The sequence below is a fragment of the Streptomyces pristinaespiralis genome, assembly GCF_001278075.1.
Classification (GTDB): Bacteria; Actinomycetota; Actinomycetes; order Streptomycetales; family Streptomycetaceae; genus Streptomyces; species Streptomyces pristinaespiralis.
The window spans coordinates 1,112,292-1,134,716 of sequence record NZ_CP011340.1 but is presented as its reverse complement, the minus strand read 5'-3'; the positions used below and the strand labels follow the sequence as shown (position 1 = coordinate 1,134,716).

At 72.1% G+C, this 22,425-nt stretch carries 7 protein-coding genes; 6 read left to right on the top strand and 1 reads right to left on the bottom strand.

The genetic code is table 11. The features are described 5' to 3' along the window. Positions 1-43 precede the first annotated feature (43 nt). The 3 genes from SPRI_RS04570 to SPRI_RS04560 all read left to right on the top strand — a co-directional run bounded on the left by SPRI_RS04570 (position 44) and on the right by SPRI_RS04560 (position 2,917). Positions 44-547, top strand: a complete 504-nt coding sequence (locus SPRI_RS04570; RefSeq protein ID WP_005308803.1) for a GNAT family N-acetyltransferase — start codon at positions 44-46, stop codon at positions 545-547. A 444-nt stretch (positions 548-991) separates the two neighbouring features. After that, the gene (locus tag SPRI_RS38435; RefSeq protein ID WP_005308801.1) at positions 992-1,357 is read left to right on the top strand and encodes a hypothetical protein; all 366 of its coding nucleotides are present in this window, start codon (positions 992-994) and stop codon (positions 1,355-1,357) included. A gap of 177 nt (positions 1,358-1,534) precedes the next feature. Continuing rightward, on the top strand, positions 1,535-2,917 hold the full coding sequence (locus tag SPRI_RS04560; protein WP_158685133.1) for a hypothetical protein: 1,383 nt from the start codon (positions 1,535-1,537) through the stop codon (positions 2,915-2,917). On the opposite strand, the gene SPRI_RS04555 is transcribed toward SPRI_RS04560, so the two are convergent. Then, positions 2,901-3,848 carry a methionyl-tRNA formyltransferase gene (locus SPRI_RS04555; RefSeq protein WP_005308797.1) on the bottom strand — a complete coding sequence of 316 codons (948 nt, stop codon included), beginning with the start codon at positions 3,846-3,848 and terminating at the stop codon, positions 2,901-2,903. The genes SPRI_RS04560 and SPRI_RS04555 overlap by 17 nt on opposite strands. 250 nt (positions 3,849-4,098) lie before the next feature. On the opposite strand from SPRI_RS04555, the gene SPRI_RS04550 reads away from it, so the two are divergent. The 3 genes from SPRI_RS04550 (at position 4,099) to SPRI_RS04540 (ending at position 22,425) form a co-directional block, all read left to right on the top strand. Then, the gene (locus SPRI_RS04550; protein ID WP_005308795.1) at positions 4,099-5,445 is read left to right on the top strand and encodes a lysine N(6)-hydroxylase/L-ornithine N(5)-oxygenase family protein; all 1,347 of its coding nucleotides are present in this window, start codon (positions 4,099-4,101) and stop codon (positions 5,443-5,445) included. Between the two features lie 93 nt (positions 5,446-5,538). After that, complete coding sequence (locus SPRI_RS04545; protein WP_005308792.1) at positions 5,539-6,576, top strand: iron-siderophore ABC transporter substrate-binding protein; 1,038 nt, start codon at positions 5,539-5,541, stop codon at positions 6,574-6,576. Positions 6,577-6,720: 144 nt separating this feature from the next. Beyond that, the gene (locus SPRI_RS04540) at positions 6,721-22,425 is read left to right on the top strand and encodes a non-ribosomal peptide synthetase (protein ID WP_053557687.1); all 15,705 of its coding nucleotides are present in this window, start codon (positions 6,721-6,723) and stop codon (positions 22,423-22,425) included.

Genomic DNA, 22,425 nt, shown 5'->3' with positions numbered 1-22,425 from the left:
GCTTCGACTGTAGTTCGCGGTGACCAAGGTGAGAGCAGGGCCCATGTCCACGTACGAGACGATGCCGTTCCACCTCGAGACCGAGCGGCTGATACTGCGGCCATGGGCCGAGTCGGACGCCGCCGAGTTCTGCGCCCTCCTCTCCGAACGGGGCAAAGGGACCCCCACGGTTGAGCACATCCGGACGTCCATCGCGGAGCTGCTCACCGCGACGGCGTCCACAGGGATCGCCCTGTTGCCCGTCCAGCGCCGTGACGAGGGCGACTTCATCGGTTACTGCGGGCTGATCATCGGGCGCTCCACCCTGGAGGAGCCTGAGATCGCCTATGAGTTGTTCCAGCGCGTGCATGGGCGTGGCTACGCCACCGAGGCGGCCCGCGCGGTGCTCGATGCCGCTGGTGCGACCGGGCGGAACCGGCTCTGGGCGACCGTCGGCGCGTGGAACGCACCGTCCTTGCGTGTCCTTGAGAAGCTCGGGTTCGAGCGGGATCACGTATCCACGGAGGACAGCGGTGAAGTGGTATGGCTGACGCGCTCGTTGCCGTGACACGACGTCACGCCCCGGGGCCTGCTGCTCACGTGATCGAGTGTGCCCGGGCGGAGCGGGCGGCTCGGCGGCAGTAGTGCCGGCCCGGATCGGGCCGGGTGACGGTGAGCCGATGGAACCGGCTGAGCCGGTGGGCCGGGCCGTGGACGCGTCGGGCACGGGCACGGCCTCCGACCGCTCTTCGGACCTGTAGGAGGCCGCCCCGGCCGGCTCGGGCCTTGGCAGATGATCTTGAGGGGAAGGCGTGGCGCGGCCCGCGGACACCTCACCGACGCGGGCGGTGGTGTGCGCGGCAGGGAGGACGCGCCGTTCGGGCATGCCTTGGACCGCACGAGTGGAGTCGGCGGCAGTGCGGCGCGCCTGCCCCGACAAGCACATTTTCGCATTGATAAATGATTTCGCGCTCAGCACGAGCTGGCCGCGTACACATGCGAAAGGAACATCATGTCTGCCATCAGCATTCAGGAGCTCGAGGCCCTGTCCGGCGAACTGCTGCCCGAGCGGGCCGTGCTGTCCGCGATGGGCCTCTTCGGCGCCATGGGCGACGGTGGCTACGGTGGCGGCGACGGTGGCTACGGTGGCGGCGACGGCGGGCACGGTGGCCCCGGGCACGGTGGCCCCGGCGGCCACGGTGGCGGGGACGGCGGCTCCAGCTCCAGCTCCAGTTCGAGCTCCAGCAGCGCCGTGGCCGTCGTGAACGGTGGCGGCGGCGGTGGCGGCAACGCCATCGTCAGCTCGGCCTGCCAGGCCCTCGAGGGCCACCACGGCGCCTCGCTGACCTGCATCCCCGCAACGACCGCCGTCTTCTAGAGCTTGCCCACGGTGCCGGGGGCGGCCGAACGGCCTTCCGGCGCCAGGTGTTGCAAGCAAGAGTCCGAGCTTGCGCCGCTCCGTGCACCGGCGCCGTCCACGAGGCGGCGCCGGCGCGCTCGGCGGACGGTCCCCCGCTCGGTCCCGGCACGGCGTTCTGCCAACGGTGGAGTTGTGATGAGTACGCGAGTATCCGCGCCCGACCGCGAGAACCATTCCGGCGCTGCCGAGGCGGCCCTCACCGAGGGAACGGAGTTGGTGGGCGAGTTCGGCGGTTCCGGCTACCGCGTCCCGCCCCAGCTCGTGTACCGCTTCGACGGTCAGGTGATCCAGCTTCCGCCGATCCTGTACCAGGCCGTCAAAGCACTGAAGGAGTGCGGGGCCGACGACGACCCGCGCGGCGGCGAGTTGATGTCCCGGACGGCCGAGAGGCTGAGCGAGTGGACCGGCCGGGAATTCACGGCGGACCACGTGACCTTCCTGATCGATCAGAAACTCGCTCCGCTGGGCGTCACCACCTACAGCGACGGCTCACCTCCCGCCGTCCCCAAGGCGAATCCCTTCCTCGCTCTGCGCTTTCGCACCGTCCTTCTGTCCGAGCGGGCGACATGGGCCGTGAGCGGAGCCTTCGCCTGGCTGTTCAGGCCCCTCGTGCTGGTTCTGTGCCTCACGGCCGTCGTCCTCGCCGAGGTTTGGGTGTTCACGACCCGGAGTGTGGGCGCCGCGATGGCAGATGTTCTGACCGTGCCGACGAGCGGCCTGCTGCTGATCCTCCTGATCCTGGCGTCCGCCGCCTTCCACGAGATCGGCCATGCCTCCGCCTGCCGGTACGGCAAGGCCGTCCCCGGTCGCATGGGCTGCGGTATCTATCTGGTGTGGCCCGCCTTCTACACCGACGTCACCGATTCGTACAGGCTGGGGCGCGCCGGACGCATCCGTACCGACCTCGGCGGCGTCTATTTCAACGGACTGTTCCTGATCGCACTTGTCGCGCTCCATATGTACACAGGGCACCCTGTGCTGTTGGCGGCGGTCGTGATCACGAACCTGGAGATCGTGTACCAGCTCCTGCCCACGCTCCGGTTCGACGGGTACTACATCGTCGCGGACCTCGTCGGCATCCCCGACCTCTTCAAGTACATCGGGCCGATCCTGAAGCGGGCGGTCCTCCGCAGGCCGCCGGACGAGCGGCTGGAAGCCCTGAAGCGATGGCCCCAGCTGCTGGTCACCGTCTGGGTGCTCACCGTCATTCCGGTGCTGGCCGTCCAGCTCGGAATCATCGTCGCGCGGCTTCCCGAACTCGCCGGCTCGATCTGGCGCACGTCCGGGGCGATGGTCGAAAGGGCCGCCACGAGCGACAGCCCCGTCCCGGACGTGGCTCTGGCGGGCGTGCAGACGTTGTTCCTCCTGCTGCCCCTTGCCGGTGTGCTGCTGATCCTGTGGCAGCTGCTGAGTGCCCTCGTCCGGCTGCTGCGCAAGCGCCGTGCCGCGAAGAGCGACCGGGACGCACTCTTCGCGGGCGGCGGCGCGGCCCGTCCGGCCGTCAGGGACGGCTCGTGAGGTAGCCGCCCATCGAGGTGAAGTAGTCGGTGGCGGCCATCTCCTCGCCGTCCTCCGTCCGTATCCGGGTGATCGCCAGGCCGTGGTTGCGGCCGGTGCGGGCGTCGGCCCCGGCGACGATCACCACACCGCCCGACTCCCGGTAGAAGATGCGGCCGGGGGTGCCGCCGTAGCGGCCCTGCGACACGACCGCGGCCAGGATCTCCAGGCGCTTGCCCTTGTGGAAGGTGAAGGCGCTCGGATACGGCGCGGACTGGGCGCGGATGAGCCGCTCGAGGTCCTCGGCGGGCCAGTTCCAATCGATGCGGATGTCCTCGGCGGCCCGCTTGTGGAAGAAGCTCGCCTGCGACCGGTCCTGCTTGGTGAAGTCGGTGCGCCCGGAGGCGATGAGGGCGAGCGCCTCCGTGGTGACCGGGGCGATGAGGTCGACGGTCCGGTGGAACAGGTCGGTGGCGGTGTCCGTCGGCCCGACCGGCACGGCGTGCTGGACGACGATGTCGCCGGCGTCGAGCTCGTCGTCCATCATGTGCGCGGTGACGCCCACTTCGCGTTCGCCGTTGATGAGCGCCCAGATCAAGGGCGAGAAGCCGGCGTACTTCGGCAGCAGCGAGTCATGGACGTTGAGGGTGCCGTGACGGGGCAGGCCGAAGATCCGCGGCGGGATCCAGGTCCGCCAGTTGTTCGCGACGATGATGTCCGGGTCGGCCTCCTTGAGCCGCATGAACAGCTCTTCGTCGTCGGGCCTGTTGCGGATGAGGACCGGCACGCCGTGCTCCTCCGCGAGGTCGGCGACCGAGTCGCTCCAGATCTTCTCGTACGCGTGCTCGCTCTTGGGGTGCGTCACGACCAACACCACGTCGTGTTCGGAATCCAGGAGCGCTTGCAGGGTGCGGTGCCCCCAGGTCTGATACCCGAACATGACGACCCGCATGGGGTTCCTCCTCAGAGCGGCGATGGACCGACGCCAGTTAAGCAAGGCTTACCTAAGCGCGCAACGGGCCCTCTGCAGAACGGAGTTCGTGATCCACCGGCCGGCCGGTTTTTCTCTTTGTTCCCATCGACAGGCCGGTGAGATCAGGTTAGCTTTACCTAAGTTCCGCTCGCTCGCCGCTCTGTCGGCGTGGCCTGGTCCCGTTCTCCGCAACGCCCGACTCGCGGCTGTCCCGCATGATGGGAGTGACATGTCACAGGCTCTTCCTGGCGACGCACCACTGATCCACGACCTCATAGGAATCGGCTTCGGGCCGTCCAATGTGGCCATGGCGATCGCGCTCAGTGAGCACAACGCAGGCGTCGGCAGGCAGGGGGCGGTCACCGCTCACTTCTTCGAGCGGCAGCCACGCTTCGGCTGGCACCGCGGCATGCTGATCGACGACGCCACCATGCAGGTGTCCTTCCTCAAGGACCTGGTGACACTGCGCAATCCGACGAGCGAGTTCAGCTTCCTGTGCTACTTGAAGAGCCAGGGACGGCTGATCGACTTCGTCAACCACAAGAACCTCTTCCCGCTCCGCGTCGAGTTCCACGACTACTTCGAGTGGGCCGCCGCCAAGGTCGACGACATGGTGTCCTACGGGCACGAGGTCGTCGACGTGCGGCCCGTCGTCCGTGACGGAGTCGTGCAGTACGTGGACGTGACGGCCCGGTCCGGCACCGAACTGGTCGTCCACCGGGCCCGCAACCTGGTCATCGGCACCGGTCTGCGGCCGCAGATGCCGGAGGGCGTCGAGCGCTCGGAGCGGATCTGGCACAACTCCGACCTGCTCGCCCAGGTCGACGGTCTCAAGGACGCCGATCCGACCCGTTTCATCGTCGTCGGCGCGGGGCAGAGCGCCGCGGAGAACGTGGCCTTCCTGCACCGGCGCTTCCCCCGGGCCGAGGTCTGCGCCGTCTTCTCGCGCTACGGCTACAGCCCCGCCGACGACAGCAGCTTCGCCAACCGTATCTTCGACCCCGGGGCGGTCGACGAGTTCTTCACCGCCCCGGAGGAGATCAAGCGCAAACTGATCGGCTACCACGGCAACACCAACTACTCCGTGGTGGACATCGATCTGATCGACGACCTCTACCGCCAGGAGTACCAGGAGAAGGTCCTCGGCACCGAGCGGCTGAGGTTCCTCAAGGTGTCCCGGCTCACCGACGTCGTGGAGACGCCGGACAAGGTGCGCACCACCGTCGAGTCGCTGGTCACCGGTGAACGGACCCCGCTGGACGCCGACGTGGTCGTCTACGCCACCGGGTACCGGTCCGCCGACCCCCTCGGACTCCTCGGCGAGGTCCAGCAGTACTGCCACCGTGACGACGAGGGCCGCGTCCGCGTCGAGCGTGACTACCGCATCACCACGGATCCCCAACTGCGGTGCGGCATCTACCTCCAGGGGGGCACAGAGCACACGCACGGCATCACGTCGTCGCTGCTCTCCAACACCGCCGTCAGGGTCGGCGAGATCCTCGGCTCGATCCTCGACCGGGGCGACGGGCCGGCCGGCGCGCCGCGGGCCGCCGACGAGATCGGCTCCTCCCTCTGATCAGGACCTCTCCACACGCACGCCTGCCCGCACGACACGTCGGAACGGGCGGACGTGACGCGCACCGTGAAACCCCGTGAAAGGAACTGCCCCGTGTCCGTTGGTACACGCCCCGGTCCGACGAGGATCGTCAGACACATCCCCCGCCTGGTCGCGGCAGCCGTCGCCGCGCTGGTGCTCAGCGCCTGCGGCGGCGGCACGGACGGGACCGCGTCCAAGCCGTCCCAGGAGGCGGGGGCAGGTTCGGCGGCCTTCCCGGTCACGGTCGAGCACAAGTACGGCAGCACGACCATCGAGTCGGAGCCGAAGAAGGTCGTCACCCTCGGCCTGTCCGACCAGGACGCGGTGCTGGCCCTGGGCGTCAAGCCGGTCGGCTCCGTGGACTGGTTCAAGGAGCAGCCGTACGGCAAGTGGCCGTGGACCAAGGACCTGTGGGGCTCCACGCCGCCGCAGATCGTCGGCGAGCGCGACGAGTACAACATGGAGAAGATCGCGGCGCTCCAGCCGGACCTGATCGTGGCCCAGTACTCGGGCATGAAGAAGGAGCAGTACGACACCCTGTCCAAGATCGCCAAGGTGGTCGCACAGCCGAAGGGCCACGAGGACTACCAGGCACCCTGGCAGGTCATGACCGAGCAGATCGGCAAGGCCCTCGGCAAGGAGGGCGAGACCGGGAAGCTCATCGCCGGCATCGACGCGCGCTTCAAGGCCGTCCGCGACGAGCACCCGGAGTGGAAGGGCCTGACGGTCACCGTCGGCGAGCCGTACGAGCCGGGCAAGTTCTCCGCCTTCTCGCCCAAGGACCCCAAGGTCATCTTCCTGAGCGAGATGGGCTTCACCACCTCGGAGAAGTACCGCGCCGCCCTCGGCAAGGAGAACATCGCCGACCTCAGCTCCGAGCGTCTCGACGTCATGGAGGCCGACCGGACGGTGTGGCTCGGCACTCCCGACACGGAGAAGGCCATGAAGGCCGACCCGCTCTACAAGAAGACGAAGGTCCACCAGGAGAAGCGGGACCTGTTCCTGCCGTACGACAGCCCGGACATCGGCGCCGCGCTCTCCTTCAACACGGTGCTGTCGATCCCCTACGCCATCGACCAGGTCGTCCCGATGCTCGAGGCGATCAAGTAGCAGCGCCTCCGCGTCCTCCCGCGACGCGGTCGTCCCCGCCCGCCGCCCGTCCGGCTGCCGTCCTCCGCCGGACGGGCGCGCGGCGCGCACGGTCACGCAACGACTCGCCATCGACGCACCATGAGGGAAAGGGCCATGCGCACGATGTCTGACGCCGAGTGGGACCCGACTTCCGCCGCCGGAGCACCCGTCACCGGTGGGCAGTCGGGGATCTGGCTCGCCCAGCAGCTCGAACCCGACAGCTCGGCCTACCACGTCTCCTTCGCCCTGGACCTGCGCGGTGACGTCGACCTCGACCGCCTGAGGGCCGCCGTGCGGCAGGCGCTCGAGGAGGCCGAGTGCCTGCATGTGCGCATCGGTCCGGCGGAGGGCGGGCCGCGTCAGACGCTCGCGCGCCGCCCCTTCGACGTTCCCGTCATCGATCTCCGGGGCCAACCCGACCCGGAAGCCGCCGCGGCCGCATGGGCGGAGGCGGACCGTGACCGCCCGGCCGACCTGGTGAACGGGCCGCTGTTCGGCCACGCGCTCCTGCGGCTGGCCGACGACCGTGTGGTGTGGCACCAGCGCTACCACCACATCGTCATCGACGGCGTCGGCATCGTGCTCGTCTCCCGCCGGGCCGGCGAGATCTACACCGCCCCCGACCCCGGCGCCCCGGCCGGTGGCGCCGGCCGGGAACTGTCCCGGCTGTTGGAGGGCGAACGGGCCTACCGCGGCTCGGAGCAGCACCGGGCGGACCGGGCCCACTGGCTGGACCGGATGGCCGGCCGGCCGGAGCCCGTGCGCCTCGTGGAGCGCGCGCCGGCACCGATGACGCGGCGGGTCCGCCGCGTCATCGAGATGCCTGCGACCACGACCGACAGGCTGCGCGCCGCCTCGGCGGCCGCCGGCGTCCGCGTGTCACGCCTGCTGGTGGCGGCCGTGGCCGCCTACCTGCACCGGGTCAGCGGCGAAGTGGACCTCGTCCTCGGCCTGCCCGTCACCACCCGGCAGCGCACCGCCAGCGGCCACGTCCCCGGCATGGTGTCGAACGTCCTCCCACTGCGCATCCCCGTCCACGGGGCGATGACGGTGGCCGAGCTCGTGGAGACGGTCGGGCGCCGGATCGAGGAGACGGTCGAGCACGGGCGCTACCGCGCGGAGGACCTGGCCAGGGACCTGGGCATGGTCGACGGAGTGGCGGAGCTCGTCGGCCCCACGGTCAACATCCTGCCGGGTGTGCGGAACCTGCGCTTCGGCGACCTGGAGGCCGACCTCCGCCCCGAGTGGCTCGGCCCGGTCAGCGACCTGGCCGTCACCGTCAGCGTGCCGGGGCACGGCGAGGGCCTGCGGATCCACCTCGACGCCGACGCGGCCGTGTGCGACGAGCGGACACTGAGCGACCACGAGCGACGCTTCCGCACGGTCCTCGACGCCATGGCGGAGGACCCGGACCGCCCCGTCGGCCGTATCGAGCTGACCTCTGCCGCGGAACGCGCCCGGCTGCTCGGCGAGTTCGGGGTCGCGCCGCGCGAGGTCCCCGAACTGTCCTGGCCGGCAGCCTTCGAGCAGCAGGTGGGCCGCTCACCGGACGCCGTCGCCCTCGTGTGCGAGGACCGGCAGCTGACCTACGCGGAGCTCGACGCCGCCGCCAACCGGCTGGCCCGCCTGCTCGTCGCACGGGGCGTGGGCCACGAGGACATCGTCGCCGTGGCCGTACCGCGCTCGCCCGAACTGGTCGTCTCCCTGCTCGCGGTGATGAAGACCGGGGCGGCGTACCTGCCGCTGGACGCCGACCACCCGCAGGACCGGATCGCCTACATGCTGTCCGACTCCGGCGCGCGGACGGTCGTCACCACGCGGGAGTCGGCCGGTGAACTGCCTGCCGTGCCGGGCGTCACCCGGGTACTGCTCGACGACCCGTCCGTGGTCGCCGGGTCCGCCGCCCTGGACGACTCCGCCCTCGGCCTGCCGATCCCGCTGGACCAGGCCGCGTACGTCATCTACACGTCGGGATCGACCGGCCGCCCCAAGGGCGTGGTCGTCCCGCACGACGGGGTCGGCAGTCTGATCGCCACCGCCACCGACAGGATCGGTATCGGCCCGGACAGCCGCGTCGTGCAGTTCGCGTCCGTCGGCTTCGACGTGACGGTCTGGGACCTGATCATGTCGCTGTGCGTCGGCGGCCGGATCATCGTCGTCCCCGCCGAGCGCAGGGTCGCCGGTCACGCCCTGACGGACTACATCCGCGAGCACCGCGCCACGCACATGATTCTCCCGCCGTCGCTCGTGTCCGCGCTGCCGCCGGACTGCGAACTGCCCGATGGGGCGGTGCTCGTGGTCGGCACGGAGGCGGTGCCCGGCGAGCTGATCGCCCGCTGGTCCGGCCGCCTGCGGGTCGTCGTCGCCTACGGCCTGACCGAAGCGACCGTCAACTCCACGCTGTGGCTCGCGGAAGCCGGCCTCCAGGGGCCCGCACCGATCGGCCGCCCCGACCCCAACACCCGTGCGTACGTGCTCGACGCGGCACTGCGGCCCGTCCCCGTGGGCGTGGAGGGCGAGCTGTACGTCGGCGGGCGCGGCCTGGCCCGCGGCTATCTCGGCAGGGCGGCGCTGACCGCGGAGCGGTTCGTCGCCGACCCCTACGGCGCGCCCGGCGAACGCATGTACCGCACAGGCGACCGTGTCCGGTGGCGGGCCGACGGCAACCTCGACTTCCTCGGCCGCGCGGACGGCCAGCTCAAGATCCGGGGTCACCGCATCGAACCGGGGGAGATCGAGAGCGCGTTCATGGCCTGCCCGGGAATCGCCCAGGCAGCGGTCCTCGTGCGGGACGACCACCGGGGAGTGAAGCGCCTCGTCGCCTATCTGTCCGGCGACGGCGGCACGGACACCGAGGCGCGCGTGGGGGCGGCGCGGGCACAGGTGTCCCAGGAGCTGCCGGAGTACATGGTGCCCTCGGCCGTCGTCCTCCTCGACGGCCCGCTGCCCCTGACGCCCAACGGGAAGCTCGACACCCGCGCGCTGCCGGAGCCGCGGTGGACGGTGCTGACCGGCGACGCCGCGCCCACGACACCGGCCGAGACGGTTCTCGCCGCACTGTTCGCCGAAGTCCTCCGCCTGCCGTCGGTCGGCGTCCACGACAGCTTCTTCGAACTCGGTGGCGACAGCATCGTCGCGATCCAGCTCGTCGGCCGCGCGCGTGCTGCCGGCTTCGCGATCAGCCCCAGAGACGTGTTCCGGCACCGCACGGTGGCGGCGCTCGCACGCGCCGCGGAGCCCTCCGCGGACGACGGCGGGAGTTCGGACACGGGGAGCGCGGTGCCCGCGCCGTTCTCGCTGGTCCGGCTGACCGAGGAGGAGCGGGCCGAGTTCTCCGCCGCCGTCCCGGACCTGCTCGACGTCGTACCGGCCACGCCGCTGCAGGAGGGCTTCTTCTTCCACGCCGCCGTCGACGAGAGCGGGGCCGACGGCTACTCCGTGCAGGACACCCTCGAACTCGCCGGTGACGTCGACGCGGACGCCCTGCGAGTGGCGGCGCAGCGGCTGCTCGACCGTCATCCGCTGCTGCGCGCCGCCTTCCGCCAGTGCCGGGACGGCCGGATCGTGCAGCTGATCGGCGGACGCGTGGAGCTGCCGTGGCGCTTCGCCGACCTGTCGGAACTTCACGGCGAGCAGCGGTCCACGGCCGTCGACGACATCGCGGCCGAGGAGCGGGCGGAGCGCTTCGACCTCGGCACCCCGCCGCTGCTGCGGGCGGCGCTGGTCCGTCTCGGTGAGCGGCGGTCGCTCCTGGTGCTGACGATGCACCACATCGTGGTGGACGGCTGGTCGCTGCCGCTCCTTACACGGGAACTGCTGGACGGCTACCGTCCCGGCGCCGCCGCGGCACCACCCCGCGTGCCGAGCGGGACCTACCGCGCTTACGCAGGGTGGCTCGCCGGCCGCGACCGCGAACAGGCGCGCACCGCCTGGCGCGAGGCGATGGCGGGGCTCGACGCCCCGGCCCTGCTTCCCGTCCGCGCCGGTGACACCGCGCCGGGCGGGGCCGGCAGCATCACCGTCGAGCTGTCCTCGCAGGACACGGCGGCGCTGACCGCCCGCGCCCGGCAGCTCGGGCTGACCCTCGGCAGCGTCGTGCAGGGCGGCTTCGCACTGGTGCTGGGCGATGTCGTCGGCACCCACGACCTCGTCGTCGGAACGACCGTCTCCGGCAGGCAGGCCCCCGTCGAGGGGATCGAGTCCCTGGTCGGCCTGCTGATCAACACCGTGCCGGCCCGCCTGCGGTGGCGCCCGGAGCAGCCGCTCGCGCAGGTGCTCGCGCGGTTCCAGGAGGAGCAGGCCGAACTGCTGGACCATCAGCATCTCGGACTCGCCGAGATCCAGCGGGCCGTCGGCCTGGGCGAACTCTTCGACGCGCTCGTCGTCGTGGAGAACCTGCCGGACGCCGGCGAGCCGGCCGATCCGTCAGGGCTCGTCCGTGTCGTCGGCTCGCACGTCCGCGACGCGGTGCACTACCCGCTGGCGCTCACCGTTCTTCCCGGTGAGCGGCTCCGACTGCGTCTCGAACACGATCCCGCCCGGCTGGGCGCCATGGCCGCCCGACGGTTCGCCGCCCGTCTGCGGGCACTGCTCGACCAGGTCGTCGCCGACCCCGGACTGCCGGTCGGCCGGCTTCCCGCGCAGACGGCCGACGAGCGGCGCGAGACGCTCGGCCGCCTCGCCGGGGAGAACCACGCGACGCCCGCCGGCACGTTGCACGGAGCCTTCGCCGCACAGGTGCGCCGTACCCCGGACGCCACCGCCCTGATCCATGAGGGCGGACGGACGACCTACGCCGAACTGGACCGGCAGGCAGCCGAGTTGGCGGGCCGGCTCGTCGCGGGCGGTGTGGGACCGGAGACCGTCGTGGCCGTGGCCGTGCCCCGCTCGGCCGGGGCGCTGGTCGCCCTCCTCGGTGTCCTCAAAGCGGGCGCGGCCTACCTGCCGGTCGATGTGGACCACCCCGCCGAACGCGTCCGGTACATGCTCGCCGACTCGGGGGCCCGGGCGGTCGTCGTCACCGAGGAGTCATGGGCACGGCTGCCGGAGCAGGACGGCATCGCCCCGGTCCTCCTCCGCCCCCACGGAGCGGACGGCCAGGACGACGAGCCCGCCCTCCCGGCCGACGTCCATCCGGACAGCGCCGCGTACCTGATGTACACCTCGGGGTCGACCGGCCGGCCCAAGGGCGTGGTGGTGACGCACGCAGCCGTGGTCGCCCAGCTGTCCTGGGCGGCACAACGGTTCGGGTTCGGGCCGGGGGAGCGCGTACTGCACCAGTACTCGACCGGCTTCGACCCCTCGGTGCAGGAGATCTTCGCCCCGCTGCTGACCGGCGGGACGGTCGTGATCGCCAAGGCGGACGGTCATCGCGACCCGGCGTACCTCACCGGGCTCATCCGTCGTGAGCAGGTCACCAACCTCGATCTCGTGCCGTCGCTCTACTCGGCGCTGCTGGCGGAGGACGGCCCGGGCGATCCGTGGTGGACCGGCCTGCGCAGGGCGTTCAGCGGTGGCGAGGCGCTGCCCGCTCCGCTCGCCGGACGCTGGCTGGAGCGCACCGGCGTGCCCCTCTTCAACGTCTACGGGCCGACCGAGGCCGTCATCCAGGTCACCAGCTGGGAGGCGGGCCCGGAGCAGGACGAAGAGAGCACCGTGCCCATCGGGCGGGCGGTGTGGAACACCGGGCTCTACGTCCTCGACCGGTATCTCCGCCCCGTCGCGGAGGGCGAGCCGGGGGAGCTCTACATCGCGGGCGCGCAACTGGCCCGCGGCTATCACGGACGCGCCGCGCTGACCGCGGAGCGTTTCGTCGCCGATCCGTTCCGCGGCCCGGCCGGGCCGCTGCCCGACGGCGTGCCGGGCGGGCGGATGTACCGCACCGGAGACATCGTCCAGTTCCGTGGAGACGGCGTGCTCACCTATGTGGGGCGCACCGACCACCAGGTCAAGATCAGGGGAAACCGGGTGGAACTCGGCGAGATCGAAGCACGGTTGCGCGAGGTGCCGGCGGTCGGTGACGTGGTCGTCGTACCCCGGGACGACGACCGCGGGGTGAAGCACCTGGTGGCCTACTTGACCCCGGCAGCCGGGGCGGCGCTCGACATCGAGACCGTGCGCGCCTCGCTCGGCGCCTCCCTGCCGGCGCCGATGGTCCCCAGCCGATTCGTGGCACTCGACGCCCTGCCGCTGACCCCGGGCGGAAAGGTGGACCACGGGGCCCTGCCGGTCCCGGAGATCCGGCGGCACAAGAAGCCGACGGTCCGGGAGGGAGGCGAGCGGCAGCTCTGCGCGATCTTCGCCGACGTGCTCGGACTCGACGAGGTCGGCCCGGACGAGGACTTCTTCATGCTCGGCGGGGACAGCATCCTGTCCATGTCGGTGTCCGGCCGTGCCCGCAGGGCCGGACTGGCGGTCAGCCCCAAGGACGTCTTCGAGCACCGCACGCCGGCCGCGCTGGCGGCCCGGCTCGCCGGCACCGCAGAGGACGCGACCGCCACCGCCGGGGGCTCCCCGGAGCCCGTCGCCGACGGCGTGGGCGAGGTCCCGCTGCTGCCCATCGTCCACCAACTGCGGGAGGACGGCGGGCCGATCGGCCGCTTCAACCTCTCGATGCTGCTCCAGACACCTGCCGGCGCCGACGCCGGCAGCCTGACGCGGGTCCTGCAGGCGATCCTCGACCACCACGACGGTCTGCGGCTCACGCTCTCCCGCATGGACCTCGGCCCGGTGATCCCGGCGCTGTGGTCGGCGCGGACGCTCGAGGTGGGCGCGGTCGACGCAGCCGCGCTGCTCAGGAGTGCCGACGTACGGGGCCTGGACGACGCCGCCCTTCGCACGGTGATCGCCACCGAGTCCGACAGCGCGGCGTCCCGTCTCGACCCCGACGCCGGTGTCATGCTCCAGGCCGTCCGGTTCGACACGGGCCGCGACCGGCCGGGCAGGCTGCTGCTCGTCGTGCACCACCTGGCCGTCGACGGCGTGTCCTGGCGGGTGCTCCTGGACGACCTCGCCGCCGCGTGGGAGGCCGTCTCGAAGGGGGAGCGGCCCGTTCTGCCGCCGGTCCCCACGTCGCTGCGCAGCTTCGCCCGGGACATCGCCGAGCAGGCCACCTCCCCCCGCAGGCAGGCCGAACTCCCTTACTGGGCCGAGGTTCTGGCACCCGGCGCGGAGCTGGTCCCCGGCGCCGGCCGGACCGGCACCGCCGGATCCGCGCGTGAACACGTCGAGTCCCTGCCCCCCGAGGACACCCGTGCGCTGCTCACGACGGTGCCCGCCGCCTTCGGGGCGGACATCACCGAGGTGCTGCTCGCCGCCCTGCGCATCGCCGTCTCCCGCCGGCGCGGTGACCGGGACGGTGACCTGCTGGTGGACCTCGAACGTCACGGACGCGACGCCTCCGACCTGGACCTGTCGCGCACCGTCGGCTGGTTCACCGGACTGCACCCCGTACGCCTGGCCGCCGCCGGCGACGCCCCCGGCACGCTGGAGCAGGTCAAGGAGTCCGTGCGGTCCGCACCGGACTCCGGCGCGGGATACGGCATGCTGCGCCACCTCAACCCGCAGCTCGCGCCCGTCTTCGCCCGACTGTCCCAGGCACAGGTGCTGTTCAACTACTACGGGCGGATACCCGCCGAGCAGGCCCGCGACTGGGCCCCCGCCGTCGAGAGCGACGCCCTGTCCGTCGAACCGGACCCCGGCCTCGCCATGCCCTACCCGCTCCAGGTCAACGCCGTCTGCGCGGACACACCCCACGGACCGGAACTGCGCGCCACCTGGACCTGGCCCGAGGGCGACGCGCTCGACGGTCAGGACGTGCGGGCGCTCGGCCGCGAATGGACACAGGCACTGCGCGAACTCATCGCCGGTGCCCCGCGGAACGCCGGCCCGTCCCTCGCACCCGCCGACGCACCGCTCGTACGGCTGACCCCCTCGGAGACCGAACGGGTCGACAGCGTCAGCCCGTATCCCGTCGCCGACATCTGGCCGTTGTCGCCGCTGCAGGAAGGCATCTACTTCCACGCCAGCTACGACACCTCCGCCGTCGACGTCTACACCGCGCAGGACACCTTCGACTTCGACCACCGCCTCGACATCGACCGGCTGCGCGCGGCCTGCGCGACGCTGCTGCGCAGGCACCCGAGCCTGTGCGCGGGTATCACCAGCGACGGGCTGCCCTCACCGGTGCAGTTCGTCTGCCCCGCGGCCGAACTGCCGGTACCCGTGACCGAGGTGGACCTGACCGCTCTGGACGAGCGGGAGCGGCAGGCGCGGCTCACCGAGATCGCCGACGCCGGCCGGCTCAGGCGGTTCGACCTGGCGGCGCCTCCGCTGTTCCGGCTCGAACTGATCCGGCTGACCGGAACCACCGACCGACTGATGCTCAGCCACCACCTGGTGGCCTGGGACGGCTGGTCGCAGTCGCTGTTCCTCGACGAACTCCTCTCCCTCTACGAGACGGGCGGCGACGACACCGCGCTGCCGGCCCCCGGCAGCTACCGCGATCACCTGGCCCGGCTGGCCGAGCGGGACGTCGACGCGGCCCGCGACACCTGGCGCAGCGTCCTGGCCGGACTCGAAGAGCCGACCCTCGTCGCACGGGACCGCGGAGACCGGCCGGTGATCCCGCGGCGGCGCACCCTGGATCTGCCGCCCGGGCTCGCCGACCGTCTGCGGACGGCCGCCCGTGAGAACGGACTCACCATCAACGCGGTGCTCTGCGCCGCGTGGGCGCTCGTGCTGTCCGCGACCGTCGGCAGGAACGACGTGGTCTTCGGCACCACCGTCGCCGGCCGGCCGGCGGACGTGCCCGGCGTGGAGTCGACGATCGGCATGTTCCTCAACACCGTGCCCGTACGGGTCCCACTCGATCCCGACGAGCCGGTGGCCGACCTGCTGCGCCGTGTGCAGTCCGAGCGGGTCGCGGTGATGGACCATGAGTACCTGGGACTGTCCGAGCTCCAGCGGGAAGGTGGCCGGGGCGTCCTCTTCGACACCCTGTACGTCCTGCAGAACTTCGCCGACGAGAACGCGTTCCGGCAGCTCAGGGAACGGCACGGCATCACCGCAGTGGGCAGCGTGGACGCGACCCACTACCCCATGACCCTCGTCGTCGACCCGGCCGGGGCCGTGCGCGTGAAGCTGGAGTACCGCCCCGACCTGGTCGACGACGAGCAGGCCGCGGCCACGCTGGAGCGCTTCGGCGTCCTGGTGGAGCGGCTCGTCGGCGACATGTCGGCGCGCGTCGGCACCCTCGACCTGCTCCTGCCCGCCGAGCGGACCACCCTGCTCGCCGAGTGGGAGGCCGGCTTCGGGCCGGTGCCGGACGAGACCGTCGCCGACATGCTCGCGGCGCAGGTCGCCCGCACCCCCGACGCGGTGGCGCTCGTCTTCGGCGACCGCGCACTCACCTACCTCGAGCTGGACGCGCAGATCAACCGGGTCGCCCGGCTGCTGATCGCCCGCGGCGCGGGACCGGAGAAGGTCGTCGCGCTCGCGCTGCCGCGTTCGATCGAGATGGTCGTGGCCCTGTTCGCGGTGCTCCGCACCGGCGCCGCCTATCTGCCCCTCGACCTCGACCACCCGGCCGACCGGCTGCGCCTCATGGCCGAGGACACCGGACCCCTGTGCCTGCTGTCCACGACGGCGGTCGCTCCCACTCTGCGGGGGCCCTCCGGCCCGGTCGCCCCGGAGCTCCTGCTGGACGACCCGGCCGTCGCCGCCGAGCTCGCGGGACTTTCCGAGCGAGCGGTCACCGACGCCGAGCGGCCGGCGTTCGCGCACGGTGTGCCCGGCAGGCTGGAGCACCCCGCGTACGTCATCTACACCTCCGGTTCGACGGGCCGGCCGAAGGGCGTCGTCACGCCCTACCGAGGGCTGACGAACATGCAGCTCAACCACCAGAAGGAGATCTTCGACCCGGCGATCGCCTCCGCCGGCGGACGACGGCTGCGCATCGCGCACACCGTCTCCTTCGCCTTCGACATGTCGTGGGAGGAACTGCTCTGGCTCGTCGAGGGGCACGAGGTCCATGTGTGCGACGAGGACCTGCGCCGCGACGCGGAAGCCCTGGTGGCCTACTGCGACAGGCACCGGATCGACGTGGTCAACGTGACTCCCACGTACGCGCAGTTGCTGATCGAGGAGGGCCTGCTCGACCGGGACGAAGCAGGCGGTGGAGAAGGCGACCTGCCGGCCGAACGGGACACGACGGACCAGGCAGCCGACGGCGCCCTGTGCACGGTGGCCCCCGAGCACCGGGGCAGGCACCGGCCCGCGCTCGTCCTGCTCGGCGGAGAGGCCGTGTCCGACACCGTGTGGACCCGGCTGCGCCGCACCGAGGACACCTACGGCTACAACCTCTACGGACCCACCGAGTACACGATCAACACCCTCGGCGGATCCACCTCCGACAGCCCCACACCGACGGTCGGCGTCCCCATCCGCAACACCCGGGCATACGTGCTCGACGCGATGCTCCGCCCGGTGCCGCCCGGCTGCCCCGGCGAGCTGTACATCGCGGGCACCGGCCTCGCCCGGGGCTACCACGACCGGCCCGGCCTGACGGCCGAGCGGTTCGTCGCCGACCCGTTCGGCGCCCCCGGCGAAAGGATGTACCGCACGGGCGACCTCGTCAGGCAACGGGCCGACGGGCTCCTCGACTTCCTCGGCCGGACCGACGACCAGGTCAAGATCCGTGGCTACCGGGTCGAACTCGGCGAGATCACCGCGGCCCTGGCCGCCCACCCCGGCGTCGCCCACGCCGCCGTCGTCGTCGTGGCGGACAGCGCCGGCGCGAAGCGCCTGGCCGGCTACGTCGTGCCCGAGGACGGCGCAGAGGAGAGGGCCGTGCTCGTGCGGGGCCTGCGCGACCACCTTCGTACCGTCCTGCCCGACTACATGGTTCCGGCGGCGCTGGTGGCGGTGGACACCCTGCCGCTCACCGTCAACGGCAAGCTCGACGTCAAGGCCCTGCCCGCCCCCGAGGTCACCGGACCGGTCTCCGTCCGCCCGCCCCGGTCACCGCAGGAGCGGACCCTGTGCGCGCTCTTCGCCGAGGTGCTCGGCCTCGCCGAGGACGCCGTAGGGACCGACAGCAACTTCTTCGAGCTGGGCGGTCATTCGCTGCTCGCCACCAGGCTGATCAGCCGCGCGCGGACCGCGCTCTTGGCCGAGCTGGCGATCCGCGACCTCTTCGAGGCGCCGACCGTCGCCGAGCTCGTCGAGCGGGCCGCCCGACCGTCCGCCGCCGCCGCCCGCCCGGCCCTGACCGCAGGCGAGCGGCCCGCCGAACTGCCGTTGTCCCACGCCCAGCAGCGGCTGTGGGTCGTCCAGCAGATCGAATGCACCTCAGCCGCCTACAACTTCCCGCTGGTGATGCGGCTGCGCGGCACGCTCGACGTGCCCGCGTGGCGGGCGGCGCTGGCGGATGTGGCCGCACGCCACGAGGCGCTGCGGACCGTCTTCTTCGAGCGCGACGGCCAGGTGTTCCAACAGGTGCTGCCCGTCGAGCGGGCGCACCCGGTCGTGGAATGCCTCAGCGCCGCCGGGACCGACGTGCCCGGCATCGTCGACGCCGCCGTCAACCGCCCGTTCGACCTCGCCGCCGAACTGCCGCTGCGGGCGACGATCGTGCAGGTGGCCCCGGAGGACCACGTCGTCGTCCTGCTGCTGCACCACATCACCACCGACGAGTGGTCCGACCGGCCCTTCCTGCGCGACCTGGCCACCGCCTACGCCGCCCGCACCCGCGGCACCGCGCCCGCGTGGGAGCCGCTGCCCGTGCAGTACGCCGACTACGCGCTGTGGCAGCAGCGCCTCCTCGGCGACCCGGCCGACGCCCGCAGCCTGACCGCCCGGCAACTGGAGTACTGGCGTACGGCGCTCGAAGGCGCCCCCGAGGAGATCGAGCTGCCGGCCGATCGGCCCCGGCCCGCCCGGCCCGCCTTCACCGGCGCGGAACTGGACATCGCCTTCGACGCAGAAGTCCACCGGCAGCTGAAGCGGCTGGCCAGGGAGAGCGGCGCCAGCATGTTCATGGTGGTGCACGCCGCCGTCGCCGCGCTGCTCCACCGCATGGGTGCCGGCACGGACATCCCCCTCGGCTCGCCCATCGCCGGGCGCGGCGACGAGGCACTCGACGACCTGGTCGGCTTCTTCGTCAACACCCTGGTGCTGCGCACCGACGTGAGCGGAGACCCGAGTTTCGCCGAACTGCTGGCCAGGGTCCGCGCCACCGACCTGGCCGCGTTCTCCCACGCGGACGTGCCCTTCGAAGCCGTCGTCGAGAAGCTGAACCCGGCCCGGTCACCCGCCCGCAACCCGCTGTTCCAGGTGATGGTCGGCTACCACAACCGGACCGACGGCGAACTCCGGCTGCCCGGCCTGCGGGTGACCGACGTGCCGTTCCGGATCAGCTCCGCCAAGTTCGACCTGGTCTTCGGTTTCACCGAGCAGACAGCGGCCGACGGCCAGGAGGGCACGCTCGGCTGCCGGCTGGAGTACGCCACCGAGCTGTTCGACCAGGAGAGCGCGGAACAGCTCGCCGAGTGCCTGCGGCGACTGGTCGCGGCGGTGGCCGGCGCACCGGAACAACCCCTGTCCCGCGCGGAGATCCTCGCCGCGGACGAACGGGAGACGGTCCTCGACCGCTTCAACGACACCGCCCGCGTGGTCGAAGAGGCCACGCTGCCCGCCCTGTTCGCCCGGCAGGTCGCCGAACGGCCCGACGCGGTCGCCGTCGTGGAACGCTCACAGTCGCTCAGCTACGCGCAGCTGAACGCCCGCTCCGACCGGCTCGCACACCTGCTGGCCGCACGGGGAGTGGGCGCGGAGAGCGTGGTCGGCGTGGCCGTGCCCCGCTCGGCCGACATGGTCGCCACGGTGCTCGCCGCCCTCAAACTGGGCGCCGCCTTCCTGCCGCTGGACCTGGTCCACCCGGCGGACCGGCTCGCCTACATGATCGAGGACTCCGGGGCCGCCGTCGTCGTCGGCACCGAGCCGGTGGCCGGGAAGATACCCGAAGTGAGCGGCGTCCCCGTGGTGCTGCTCGACGCGCCGGACGTCACGGCCGAACTCGGCCGGCTCCCGGACTCCGCCGTGACCGGCCTGCCCACGGCTCTCGACCGGGCCGCCTACGTGATCTACACGTCGGGCTCGACGGGCCGGCCCAAGGGCGTGGTCGTCCCGCACGAGGGCATCTCCAGCCTGGTCGCGACCGCGGTCGACCGGATGGGCCTGGAACGGGACAGCAGTGTCCTGCAGTTCGCGTCGATCGGCTTCGACGTCTTCGTGTTCGAACTGTCGATGGCGCTGTGCCACGGCGGCCGGCTCGTGCTCATGCCCGACGAGGCGCGGGTCGCGGGGCCGGCACTCACCGACTTCCTGGCGGAGCAGCGGATCACCCACATGATCCTGCCGCCGTCCCTGGTGTCGGCGCTGCCCGCCGGCTGCGAACTGCCCGCGGGGTCCACGGTCCTGGTCGGTACGGAGACCGTGCCGCCGGACCTCTTCGACCGCTTCGGCGCCACCGCCGACCTGATCGCGGCGTACGGACTGACGGAGGCCACGGTGAACTCCACGCTGTGGCCCGCCCGGCAGGCCGGAGGACGGCCCACCGGACGGGTGCCCATCGGCAGGCCCGACCCGAACACGGTCTGCTACGTCCTGGACGCCCGTCTGAGCCCCGTGCCACCCGGCGTGGCCGGCGAACTCTACGTGGCGGGCAGGGGCCTCGCCCGCGGCTATCTCGGCAAGCCGGCCCTGACCTCGGAGCGGTTCGTCGCCGACCCGTTCGGACCGCCCGGCAGCCGGATGTACCGCACCGGCGACCGCGCCCGCTGGCGCAGGGACGGCAACCTCGACTTCCTGGGCCGGGTCGACACGCAGGTGAAGATCCGCGGCTTCCGTATCGAACTGGGCGAGATCGAGGCGGCTCTCGCGGACCATGCGGCGGTCGCCCAGGCCGCCGTGGTGCCCGACCGCAAGGGCGACATCGTGCGCCTGGTCGGCTACGTCGTCCCGGAGAACGGCCCCGGGACCGGGACCGGCACCGGGCCCGGCACCGGCCTCGGATCCGGCCCCGGTGTCCTCGACCCGCAGGCGCTGCGCGCGCACGTCGCCGCGCTGCTGCCCGAGTACATGGTGCCCGCCCTCGTCGTACCGCTGGACGGCCCGCTGCCGCTGACCCCCAACGGCAAGCTGGACCGCAAGGCGCTTCCCGTGCCCGACTGGTCGGGGATGACCGGCGGAGCACGCCCGGTCACGCCGACGCAGGTCCGGCTGGCGCAACTGTTCGGCGAGATCCTCACGTTGGAGGACGTGGGCATCCACGACAGCTTCTTCGCACTGGGCGGCCATTCGATGGCCTCCATGCGGCTCGTCGGCCGGATCCGCACCGAGTTCGGCGTCGAGCTGAGGATCCGGGACGTGTTCGACGCACTGACCGTCGCCGGCATCGCGGACAGGATCGAGGGCGCGTCGGCCGCCCGCCCGTCGCTGCGGCCGGTCGGGCACCGTACGGACGGCACCCCCGTGCCCGTCGCTCCCGTACAGCGCCCGCAGTGGTCGTCGTACCGGCGGCACGCGGCGTTCGACCACGCGCTGGTGCTGCGCTCGCCCGGAGGGCTGGACAGCGGGGCGCTGTCCGCGGCGCTCGCCGATGTGGTGGCACGGCACGAACCGCTGCGCACCACGTTCACCGAGCGGGAGGGAGCCGTTCTCCAGCAGGCCTGCCCCGCGCCGCAGCTGGAGACCGAGCAGTGCGCCGATCTCGACGCCCGGCTCGCCCGGCTCGCCGCGGATTCGCCGGACCTGACGCGGGAGCCCCCGCTGCGGGCCAGGCTGCTCACCGGCCCGGACGGGACGCAGGCGCTGCTGCTGACCATGCACTACCTGGCCGCCGACGAATGGTCGGTCGTCCCGCTGTTCCGCGACCTCACCACCGCGTACGCGGCCCGGACCTCGGGAGCGGAGCCAGGGTGGCAGCCCCTTCCGGTGACGTACGGCGACTACACCCACTGGGCGCACGAGACGCTCGGCGAACCCGCGGACCCGGACAGCGTGGGCGGGCGGCAACTCGCCTACTGGAAGCGGACGCTGAAGAACGTACCCCGCGGCCTGGAACTGCCGGCCGACCGGCCGCGTACGGACGCGGCGGGGCCGTCCGGCCACGCCTGCGACCACGTCGGGTTCGTCCTCGACGAGCAGCTCCACGCCGGCGTGGACCGGCTCGCCCGGACCACCGGCACCAGCATGTTCATGGTGCTGCACTCGGCACTGTCCGCCCTGCTCACCGCCCACGGCGTCGGCACCGACCTGCCGATCGGCACCATGGTCGCCGGACGTGGCGACGACCGGCTGGCCGACCTGGTCGGCTGCTTCTTCAACACCGTGGTGCTGCGCACCGACACCGCGGGGGACCCCACCTTCACCGAACTGCTCACCCGGGTGCGGGAGACGACGCTCGGCGCGCTGGACCGGGCGGACGTGCCCTTCGACGAGGTGGCGCGTGCGACCGGCCTCACGCCGGAGGGCCCGCAGGTCATGGTGATCCACCACGAGCAGGCGGACCTGGAGGAGCTGGAGGGCGGCTTGGGCTCGTTCCACGCCGTGCCGACCGGCTCCGCGAGGGCGGAGCTGACACTCAGCTTCTACGAGCCGCGCGGCGACGGGCCGGTGCACTGCGAACTGATCCACGCCACCGCGCTGCTGGGGCGGGCCAAGGCGCGGCGGCTCGCGGACGAGTTCCTGACGTTGCTGCGGAACGTGGCGGCCGACCCCGAGCAGCCGCTCTCGGAACTGTTCACCGTGAACACCCATGAGGAGTGA